A 9,994-nucleotide genomic window follows, 5' to 3' on the forward strand; every position below is an offset into this window, starting at 1 on the left:
ACCGGGGGCGCGGCCACGCCCGGCCGGGGGCCGCGGCCCGCGCCCCCGCGCCCCCCGCCGGCGGCCGAGCCGCCGTCCCAGGCGGTGACCCGTCCCCCCGCCCCCTCGACGATCGGGATCAGCGCGACGATGTCGTAGGGCTTCAGCCCGGCCTCGACCACGAGGTCGATCTGGCCGGCGGCCAGCATGCAGTAGGCGTAGCAATCCGCGCCGTAGCGGGACATCCGCACCTGGCCTTCCAGCGCCCGGAAGCGCTCGGCCTCGTCGCCGACCGCGAACAGCCGGGGATCCGTGGTCGCCAGGATCGCCTGGGCGAGGTCACCGCAGCGGCGGGTGCGCAGGGTCCGCTCGCCCGCCGGCGCGCGGAGCTTGGCGCTGCGCCCGTCCCCGGTGAACCGCTCCGCGAGGTAGGGCTGGTGCATCATCCCCCGCACCGGCACGCCGTTTCGGGTCAGCCCGATCAGGGTGCCCCAGGTCGGCAGGCCGCCGATGAAGGCGCGGGTGCCGTCGATCGGGTCGAGGACCCAGACGCACTCGGCGTCGGTGCGCTCCGCGCCGAACTCCTCGCCGAGGATGCCGTGGCCCGGGAAGGTCTGGCCGATCATCGCCCGGAGGACGACCTCGGCGGCCCGGTCGGCCTCGGTGACCGGATCGAACGGCGCCCCGCCGCGGGCCTTGTCGTCCAGGCCGAACTGGGCGCGGAAGAACGGCAGGATCGCCTTCCCGGACGCGTCCGCGAGGTCGTCCATGAACCGGCCGAGTTCGACGACGCTCATCCGTTCCGTCCCCTGTTGCGCCCGAAGGCCGCCCGGCCAAACGGCCCGTCCCGACGAAACCGGCGCGCGCCCCTGCCCGTCAAGCCCCCGCCCCCGCGCATCCGCGACTCACGCCCCGGCCGGCGCGGGCAGACGCGCCGCTTCGCCGCGTGCGTCCGACGTGCCCTTCGATGCGTCCGCCGACGTGCCCTCCGATGCGTCCGTCGCTGCGTCCGTCGCGGCCGCGCAGGTCGCGTCCTCCTGCGCGGCCGCCAGGATAGCCTCGACGGCCTCGCGCAGCGATCCCACCTGCGCGTCGGCCTCGGCGCCCCCCGGCCCGCCGGCGAGGCGGTTCGCCCCGCTGTCCTGGGCGAGCCAAAGGCCGAGCAGGACCGGCACGCCCGGGACCCGGCCGCGCAGCCGGCGGATCAGGCGGCGCAGGTGTGTCGGCTCGCCGTCGAGCGCCAGGGAGACCACGCAGGCGATCCGCGCCGGCCCGGCCTCGAACCGGCCGATCCGCACGGAGGCCGTCTCGGCGAAGGGGACCGTGCGGACGCCGAGGCCACGCTTCTCCAGGATCTGCGCGAGGATCGCGGCCGCGGCCTCGTCCAGGAAGCCGCGCCCCGCCACGCACAGCACCGCGCCCTCGCGCCTCCACGCGGCGGGCAGCGCCTCCGGGGCCGGCCCCATCGGGAGCGGGCTGCAGGCGCTCTCCTCGCCGTCGCCCGTCGCCCCCGCGACGGCGTCGCTCCGGTCTGAGAGGTCGGCGATCAGCTCGGTGAGCGCGGCGCGCATCGCGCTCTTCTGCTGCGCGGTCAGCACCCCGCGGGCCGCGTCGCGGGCGGCGAGTTCCAGCGCCTTGAGCACGACCTCGTCGTAGTAGGACGAGAGCGAGCATTGCTGCAGGATCAGCTCGGCATGGCCCAGCACCTCCTCGGAATCGCCCGCCAGGATGCGCTGGTAGAAGTTCTGGACGGGCGTCAACGCCGGCCGGTCGCCGAACAGCACGTCCAGGAATTCCAGGTGCTCGACGTAGCGTCCGAGCACCACGAGGCAGACGGTCAGGGGCGTCGAGAGCAGCAGGCCGACCGGCCCCCACAGCCACGTCCAGAACAGGGCCGAGACCAGGACCGCGAAGGGCGAGAGCCCGGTGGATTGCCCGTAGAAGATCGGCTCGAAGACCTGGCCGGTCAGCGGCTCCAGGACGACGAACAGGATCGCCACGGCGATCATCATGTTCCAGCCGGGATCGACCGCGGCGGCGAGCGCCATCGGGAGGATCGCCGACAGGACCGCCCCGAGATACGGCACGAAGCGCATCAGGGCCGCGAAGATCGCCCAGAGCACCGGGTTCGGCACGCCGATGAGGTAGAGGCCGATGCCGATGACCACGCCGAAGGCGGCGTTGAGGGCGAGCTGGACCACGAAGTAGCGGCTCAGGCGCTTGGCCGCGTCGTCGATGGCCACGGTGGTCCGGTGCAGGTCGCTCGATCCGGCCAGCCGGATCATGCGGTCGCGCAGGTCCTCGCGCTGCATCAGCACGAACAGCAGCACCACGAAGACGATGCCGACCGTGGCCAGGGGATGCATCACCGGCGTGAGCACGGTCGAGAGCATCTCCAGGGAGCCCGGCGGGGTCGTGGCGACCTCGACGAGGACGGGCTTGGGCGCGGCCTGGGCCGCCTCGGAAGCCGCCGAGGGCGTCGACGTTGACGGCGACGGTGCCGTTGAGGGCGATGGCGCGGCCGGCTGCGCCTCCGGGCTCCCGGCCTCCTTGGCGCCGCCGTGGAGCGCCCGGCCGATATTGGCGACGTATTCCGTGACGTGGCCCACGGGCGAGTCGCGCAGGCCGTTGATCTTGCGCTCGATCGTGGCCCGGTAGCGCGGGACGTCCCCCGCGAGATCCGCCGCCTGGATGCCGATCAGGGTCGCCAGGGAGGCCACGATGCCCACGGTCAGGAGCACGCTGACGCCCACCGCCACCAGCCGCGGTAGCCGCAGCCGCCTCAGGCGGTTGACCAGCGGCGTCAGCACGAACGACAGCAGCAGCGCGATCGCGATCGGGATGAAGATCTCGCGGCCGAAATACAGGGCGGCGATGATGGTGGCGCCGACCACGACCGGCGACGCCATGGCGGCCCGCGGCGTCTCGGCGGCGGCGACCCGGGTCGGCCGCGGTGTGATCAGCGGAGTCCCGGGCCGCGCTGCCGGTTCGACCCCGACCGGGGTTCTCGTGCCCATACCGTGATCCACGTCCCGAACGCCACGCGCGGGCGACCGCCGGGAGCGGCGGAAGCCTCGCGGACGGGGAACGGCACAGGACGCGAAAACGATCCCGACGGTTTCGCGTTCAGGTTAGGCCCCCGCGACGCCGGCCCGCGCCACGTCGCCCGCATCCTTCAGCTCGGGCAGCGACCAGCACAGCTGCATCACCCGCTTGGCCTGCGCGTCCGGCAGGATCCCGGCGGCGAGGTCGGTGAATTTCGCCTCCAGCTGCGCGTCCGACATCGGCTTCTCGACGCTGCCGATCGCGTGCTCGATGTGCCGGTGGAAGGTCCGCCCGTCGTTCAGCGTCACGGTCATGTCGACCTGCGCGGGATCGACGCCGGGGGTGATCACCGGGACCACCTTCTGGCGCAGGGCCACCACCCGCGGATCGTTCACCGCCCGGTCGCTGAACTGCTTCTCGCCGCCCGCGCCCTCCACGAAGGCCACCGCGGCGGCGTGGTAGATGCTGAACTTGCCCTCCAGGCCGGTCTTCGGCGCGGTCTTGCCGGTCAGCTCCAGGACGAGCGGGTGGACCTTCAGGTCGACGCGCTGGATGTCCTCCGGCTTGACGTGGTCCTGGTCGCGGATCTGGATCGCCGCGTCGATCGTCGGGTGCATGACGATCCCGCAGGCGAAGGGCTTGTAGGTGTTGAGCTGCGCCTCGTAGCGGCTGCCGAGGCCGTCGGTGATCTGCGACCAGTCCTGCTTGGTGGAGATCGTGTTGGCCCAGCCGCGCTTGGCCTCGATCATGCCGTCCGACGAGGTGAAGCCCTTGGCCGCCAGGATCGCCGCGAACAGGCCGTTGGACGCGGCCCGGCCCGGGTTGAAGCTCTTGTTCATCGAGCCGAACGACTCGCGCAGGCCCACCGGCTGCGAGGCGGCGAGGCCGAGGGCGTAGACCATCTGCTGCTCGGTGAGCCCCATCAGCTTGCCCGCGGCGGCGGCCGATCCGAACACGCCCGCGGTGCCGGTGATGTGCCAGCCGGCATCGTAGTGGTTCGGGTAGACCGCGTTGCCGATCCGGCACTCGGCCTCGATCCCGACCACCAGGGCTTCGAGGAAGTCCTTGCCGGAGACCGGTTTCATCGCCGCGTAGGCCAGGATCGCCGAGGCGACCGGGCCGGCCGGGTGGATGATCGTCTTCAGGTGGGTGTCGTCGAAGTCGAAGATGTGGCTCGACACGCCGTTGAGGAAGGCGGCGTTCATGATGTCGAACCGCTCGGTCCGGCCGAACAGCCCGGCCTGCGGCGGCCCCGAGAAGGGCTGCAGCGCCGAGACCGCCACGTCGACGGTCTCGTGGTGCGAGCCGCCGATCGCCACCCCCACCCAGTTGAGGAAGCTGCGCACGCCCTCGCGGCGGACGGGCTCCGGCAGGGTGTCGTAGGAGGATCCCAGGATCCACTGCGCGAGGATCTTCGTGACGTGCGGCGGCGCTGCCTTGGCGGCCGGCTTCGCGGCCTCGGCCGCCTGCGCGCCCTGCAGGGCGGGCGCCGTCAGGGCGAGGCCCGCGGCCCCGATGAGCGAGCGGCGATTCATCGACATGGCGTTCTCCCGGACAGGGCCGCCCGAGGCGCCCCGGTTGCCGGACATGATAATGAATTCATCCCTGGGTCGGCAGCGTCCGTGTTTCACACGGCCGGGTCTGACACCCGTTCCACGCGAGGGCTCCGGTGGACGCGGCATCGCCGTCATCACTTCGCTCCGCTCGGAGAGACCGCGCTGCCGGAACCGGCGAGACCCCTCCGTCACACCACCACCGGCAGCGCCTCCTGCTCGCCCACACCGAACACCCGCCGGTACCGGGCGACCTCGTCGGCCGGGCCCTGCGCCTTGGTGGGATTGTCGGAGAGCTTCACGGTCGGCCGGCCGTCGGCCTGCGTGACCTTGCAGACGATGGAGACCGGGTCGAGCTTGCCGTCCGGCAGGAGCCCGCGGAAATCGTTGGTGAGCAGCGTGCCCCAGCCGTAGCCGATGCGCATGCGCCCGTGGAACCGGGCGTGGATGCGCTCGATCTCGTCGATGTCGAGGCCGTCCGAGAAGATCGCGAGCTTGTCCCGCGGGTCGTGCCCGCGATCCTGCCAGAAGCGGATGACCTCCTCGCCGCCCTCGATCGGGTCCTTCGAGTCGATGCGGATGCCGGTCCAGTCGCTGACCCAGTCGGGGGCGTTCGCCAGGAATCCGGTGGTTCCGTAGGTATCGGGCAGGATCACCAGCAGGTTGCCGCCGTAATCCTCCTGCCAGTCGGCGAGCACCGCGTAGGGCGCGGCGGCGAGCGCCGCGTCGTCCTCGGCGAGCGCCGCGTAGACCATCGGCAATTCGTGGGCGTTCGTCCCCACCGGCTCGACCTCCTGCCGGGCCGCGATCAGGCAGTTGGAGGTGCCGAGGAACGCGCTGCCCAGGCCCTCCGCCATGGCCTGGACGCACCAGTCCTGCCACAGGAATCCGTGACGCCGACGCGTGCCGAAATCCGCCACCGACAGGTCCGGAAGCCTCTGCAGCCGCTCGATCTTCTCCCAGACCCGGGTCATGGCGCGGGCGTAGAGCACCTGCAGGTCGAGCTTGCCGAGGCCCCGCAGCACGGCCCGCGCCCGCAGCTCGTTCAGGATCGCGAGCGCCGGGACCTCCCACATGGTGGTCTCGACCCAGGGGCCGTGGAAAGTCAGCTCGTACTGGCCGTCATGGACGGCGAGCTCGTATTCGGGGAGCTGGAAGGTCTCGAACCAAGAGACGAATTCGGGGCCCAGGATGCGTCCCTGGCCGCGGAACACGTTGCCCCGCAGCCACGTGATCTCGCCCTTGCTGAGGCGCAGCGTCCGGGCGTGGTCGAGCTGTTCCCGCAGCAGCCCGGCATCGACCTCGTCGGCGATCCGGATCCGGCGGGTGCGGTTGGTGATGCCGAAGGTGGTCTGGATGTCGGGGTGCCGGCGCAGGATCGTCTGCGCCATCAGGAGCTTGTAGAAATCGGTGTCGAGGAGCGACCGCACGATCGGGTCGATGCGGAAACTGTGATCGTAGACCCGTTTCGCCAGATCGAGCATTCGTCAGGCACTCTGCCGCGCTTGGAACGCGCAGAGCGCATGCCGGGACCGCACACGTCAAGAAGACGGGCGGCCTCCGCCCGGAGACCGCCCGCGAAACCGCCGATCCTGACGACCGACCCTCAGGCGAGGTCGACCTTCTTGGTCTCGGTCTTCGGGCTCTCGCCGGTGAGCGAGGCCTTCACGTAGCCGTAGAGGTGCAGCATCGTGCTGTTCGGGCTGTCCCAGTACTCGCCCTTCTCCGGGTGGACGCGAATCAGCGCGACCTCCGGATCGTCCTTGCCGTTCGGGAACCAGGTCTTCAGGCTCTCATTCCACTTCGCGTCGATGATCGACTGGTCGCGGACGATCTCGGCCTTGCCGGCCACCGAGACGTAGTTCTGGCTCGACGGGTCGGAATAGGCGAGGTTGATCTGGTTGTCCTTGCTGATCTCGGCCGTCTTGGGCGAGTGTAGCTTGGTGAAGAACCACAGGTCGCCGTTCTCGTCGGCGTCGTTGTTCCACATCGGGCGGCTGTTGAGCGTGCCGTCGGAGTCGACGGTGGTCATCATGGCGATCTTCACGTCCTTGATGAGCTCGAACAGCTTCTTCGCGCCCTCGTGGTCGCGGTGGTTGCCCTGATGCATGAAAGTGGTCTCCTACGCGTCGTTTCGGTCCCGGCGGGGTCTCCGGAGGGTGCCCCGCCCGAAGGCTGCCCCGACAACGGATCAGTCTCCGGTTGGTTCAGCTTGCCCGTGCGGTGAGGAGGTTCGTATGCGAGGTGTTGGGAGGTTGGGGCGCACGGCCGCGGCGCTGGCGCTGGGCGCGCTCTGTCTCGGCGCTCGGCCGGCCGGCGCCGAGGTGCGCTTCGGCCCGGGCGTGCGCATCGGCGGCCACGATTTCTCGAACCGCCGCTACGGCAGCGTCCACGTCGAGCGCGTGAAGCGCCTGCGCGGTCCCCTCGGCTGCCGTCGCCTGCGGCACGGGTTCTACCGGCGCGGCGACGGGACCGTGGTGCGCGGCCCGATGGAGGAATGCAACCTCATCGCGCGGCCGCACTGACGCCGCCACGGTCTGGTCGGCGCCCCGCTCCAGCGCGGGATGGCCGCGGGGACGCGGGCCACCGGCGCGCCGATCTCGGGCCCGGGGTCTGGTGTTCTGGGCCCGCTCGGTTACATGCACTGGCATACCTGCTTGCCCCGGTGGAGAACGATTTTGGCGATCACCCGCGACGACGTGCTGAAGGCGCTCGCCGACGTCACCGTCGATGCCGCCGGCACCACCCTGCCCGGCTCGGGACGGCTGTCCCAGGTCGTGGTCGATCCGAACAGCCGCGTGATGTTCTCGATCCTCGTCGATCCCAGCGAAGCCGAGCGGTTTGAGCCGGTGCGGCGCCAGGCCGAGGGGCGCGTCCTGAAGATGCCGGGCGTCTCGGGCGTCTTCGCGAGCCTCACCTCCGAGCGGAACCAGAGCCACCCGGCCCAGAGCGGCGCCGCTCCCCGGCCCGTGACGCCGCCGCCGGTCGCGCCGCCGCGGCCCGGCGCGCCGCCGAACCAGGGCCCGCAGATCGCGGGCGTGCGCCACATCGTGGCGGTCGCCTCCGGCAAGGGCGGCGTCGGCAAGTCGACCACCGCCTGCAACCTCGCCCTGGCGCTCCAGGCCCAGGGGCTGAAGGTCGGCCTCCTCGACGCCGACATCTACGGCCCCTCCGTGCCGAAGCTGTTCGGGCTCTCGGGCAAGCCCAACGTCGTCGACAACAAGGCCATGGAGCCGATGGTCGGCTACGGCCTCAAGGTCATGTCGATCGGCTTCCTGATCGAGCCCGAGACGGCGATGATCTGGCGCGGGCCGATGGTGCAGTCGGCCATCACCCAGATGCTGCGCGACGTGCTCTGGGGCGAACTCGACGTGCTGCTCGTCGACATGCCGCCCGGCACCGGTGACGCGCAGCTCACCATGGCGCAGGCGACGCCGCTGTCCGGCGCCGTCATCGTCTCCACCCCGCAGGACCTCGCGCTGATCGACGCGCGGCGCGGCGTGACCATGTTCAAGAAGGTCGCGGTGCCGATCCTCGGCGTGATCGAGAACATGGCGACCTTCGTCTGCCCGAATTGCGGCCACGCCTCGCACATCTTCGGGCACGGCGGCGCGCGGAACGAGGCGCAGCGGCTCGGCGTGCCGTTCCTCGGCGAGGTGCCGCTGAACATGACGATCCGCGAGACCTCGGATGCCGGCCGGCCGGTGGTGGCCACCGATCCGGAGGGACCGCACGCCAAGGTCTACCGGGACATCGCCGCCCAGCTCTGGGCGAACCTGTCCGGCGCGCCGGCCGGGCGGACGGCGCCGAAGATCGTCTTCGAGTGATCCTGTGCCCGCGCCGCCCCTTCCGTCGCCGGTCCTGGGCCTGATCCTCGCCGGCGGGCGGGCGCGGCGGATGGGCGGGGGCGACAAGCCGCTGCTGCGGCTCGGCGGGCGGACCCTGCTGGAGCGGGTGGTCGAGCGGCTCGGGCCGCAATGCGGGGCCGGACTGGCGCTCAGCGCCAACGGCGACCCGGCGCGGTTCCCCGGCTTTCCCGGTCCGGTCCTGCCGGACCCCGTGCCGGGTCAGCCGGGCCCGCTCGCCGGCATCCTCGCCGGGCTGGAGCACGCCGGCGCGCGGGGTGTCGCGCGGGTGCTGAGCGTGTCGGGCGACGCGCCGTTCCTGCCGGGGGATCTGGTGGCGCGGCTCCACGCCGTCGCGTCGGAAACCGGCATCGCGCTCGCGGCCTCAGGGGAGCGGCAGCACTACACGATCGCGCTCTGGCCGACGGCTCTGAGCGATGCGCTTCGGGACTATCTCGAACGCGGCGAGCGGCGCGTCGGCGCCTTCATCGCGCGCCACGGGGCCGCGGTCGCGACCTGGCCGGTCGAGCCGGTGGACCCGTTCCTCAACGTCAACACGCCGGAGGATCTGGCGGCGGCGGAAGCCCTGGACCGCGGGTGATGCGGCCCGCCGTCATCACGAGCGAAGCGAAGTGACCCAGGGCAGCGCGACAGCTTGGAGATGTGGCGCGACCCTGGATTGATTCGCTCCGCTCGCGAAGACGGTGGGTCCGAAGCCATCGAGAGATGGCTTCGGACGTGAGGCTTGATCCGAGCTCAGGCCGCCGCGACGGTCGCCTTCACGATCTTGTCCGGCGAGCGCGGCGGCTCGCCCTTGTTGATCGTGTCGACCACGTCCATGCCTTCCACGACCTTGCCCCACACCGTGTACTGCTTGTCGAGGAAGCGGGCGTCGTCGAAGCAGATGAAGAATTGCGAGTTCGCCGAGTGCGGGAAGTTCGTCCGCGCCATCGAGCAGGTGCCGCGCACGTGCGGCTCGGCGTTGAACTCGGCCTTCAGGTCCGGCAGGTCGGAGCCGCCCGAGCCGGTGCCGGTCGGGTCGCCGGTCTGGGCCATGAACCCGTCGATCACCCGGTGGAACGGCACGCCGTCGTAGAAGCCCTGGGCGGCGAGCGTCTTGATCCGCTCGACGTGGCCCGGGGCGAGGTCGGGGCGCAGCGCGATCACGACGCGGCCCTTGGTGGTCTCCAGCACGATGGTCTCGTTGTCGGCCATAGTCTTTCCTTCCGGTTGGGGGAACTGTATCGGCGCGTGCCGGATCCGGCCAGCGCCCGTGTCGGTCTCGCCGGCGCTCAGGCCGGCGGGCGGTAGACGAAACGGAGCGCCACCGGCCGCCCCGCGATCGCCCGGCCCAGACCCGGCGTGATGTGCACCGGGGTGCAGCGCGCGAGGGCGTCGAGGGTCCCGCGCACCAGGGTATTCCGCCGATCGCCCGCGACCCCCGCCGCGTAGGTGACGCGGGGCGGCCCGATCAGGCTGCCGTCGCGCCGCAGCGCGAGCCGCAGGGTGATCTCGATGTCGTCGGCCCCGCCGCTCGGGCGGCCGAGGCCGCCCGCGGGCGGCCGCCGGGCG

Annotated in this window: 9 protein-coding genes and 1 pseudogene; 3 read left to right on the plus strand and 7 right to left on the minus strand. The window is 71.6% G+C overall.

Annotated elements, in window-relative coordinates:
* The 5 genes from hisN to ACLBYE_RS27645 form a co-directional block, all read right to left on the minus strand.
* Nucleotides 1–776, minus strand: a 776-nt coding sequence (hisN, locus tag ACLBYE_RS27625; protein ID WP_447696621.1) for a histidinol-phosphatase, incomplete at its 3' end; no start/stop codon positions are given.
* 108 nt (nt 777–884) lie between these two features.
* A complete protein-coding gene (locus tag ACLBYE_RS27630; RefSeq protein WP_447696622.1) occupies nt 885–2,996 on the minus strand; it encodes an AI-2E family transporter in 2,112 nt (703 codons plus the stop codon).
* Nucleotides 2,997–3,110: 114 nt separating this feature from the next.
* Nucleotides 3,111–4,565, minus strand: coding sequence for an MmgE/PrpD family protein (locus ACLBYE_RS27635; RefSeq protein WP_447696623.1), 1,455 nt, complete (start codon nt 4,563–4,565; stop codon nt 3,111–3,113).
* A gap of 203 nt (nt 4,566–4,768) precedes the next feature.
* Nucleotides 4,769–6,061 (minus strand): nicotinate phosphoribosyltransferase, encoded by a 1,293-nt coding sequence (gene pncB, locus ACLBYE_RS27640; RefSeq protein ID WP_447696624.1) that lies wholly within the window; start codon nt 6,059–6,061, stop codon nt 4,769–4,771.
* A gap of 122 nt (nt 6,062–6,183) precedes the next feature.
* A complete protein-coding gene (locus tag ACLBYE_RS27645) occupies nt 6,184–6,687 on the minus strand; it encodes a pyridoxamine 5'-phosphate oxidase family protein (RefSeq protein ID WP_024830124.1) in 504 nt (167 codons plus the stop codon).
* Nucleotides 6,688–6,814: 127 nt separating this feature from the next.
* On the opposite strand from ACLBYE_RS27645, the gene ACLBYE_RS27650 reads away from it, so the two are divergent.
* From ACLBYE_RS27650 to mobA, 3 genes are all read left to right on the plus strand, one after another.
* Nucleotides 6,815–7,102: a hypothetical protein gene (locus ACLBYE_RS27650; RefSeq protein WP_447696625.1), complete on the plus strand. Its 288-nt coding sequence runs from the start codon at nt 6,815–6,817 to the stop codon at nt 7,100–7,102.
* 153 nt (nt 7,103–7,255) lie between these two features.
* Nucleotides 7,256–8,404, plus strand: a complete 1,149-nt coding sequence (apbC, locus tag ACLBYE_RS27655; RefSeq protein ID WP_020095387.1) for an iron-sulfur cluster carrier protein ApbC — start codon at nt 7,256–7,258, stop codon at nt 8,402–8,404.
* Between the two features lie 70 nt (nt 8,405–8,474).
* A complete protein-coding gene (mobA, locus tag ACLBYE_RS27660) occupies nt 8,475–9,023 on the plus strand; it encodes a molybdenum cofactor guanylyltransferase MobA (protein WP_447696626.1) in 549 nt (182 codons plus the stop codon).
* A gap of 155 nt (nt 9,024–9,178) precedes the next feature.
* On the opposite strand, the gene ACLBYE_RS27665 is transcribed toward mobA, so the two are convergent.
* Nucleotides 9,179–9,637: a peptidylprolyl isomerase gene (locus tag ACLBYE_RS27665; RefSeq protein ID WP_010686120.1), complete on the minus strand. Its 459-nt coding sequence runs from the start codon at nt 9,635–9,637 to the stop codon at nt 9,179–9,181.
* 77 nt (nt 9,638–9,714) lie between these two features.
* Nucleotides 9,715–9,994, minus strand: a pseudogene (locus ACLBYE_RS27670) (hypothetical protein); the annotation flags it as partial.

This window comes from Methylobacterium sp. A52T (genome assembly GCF_053346095.1).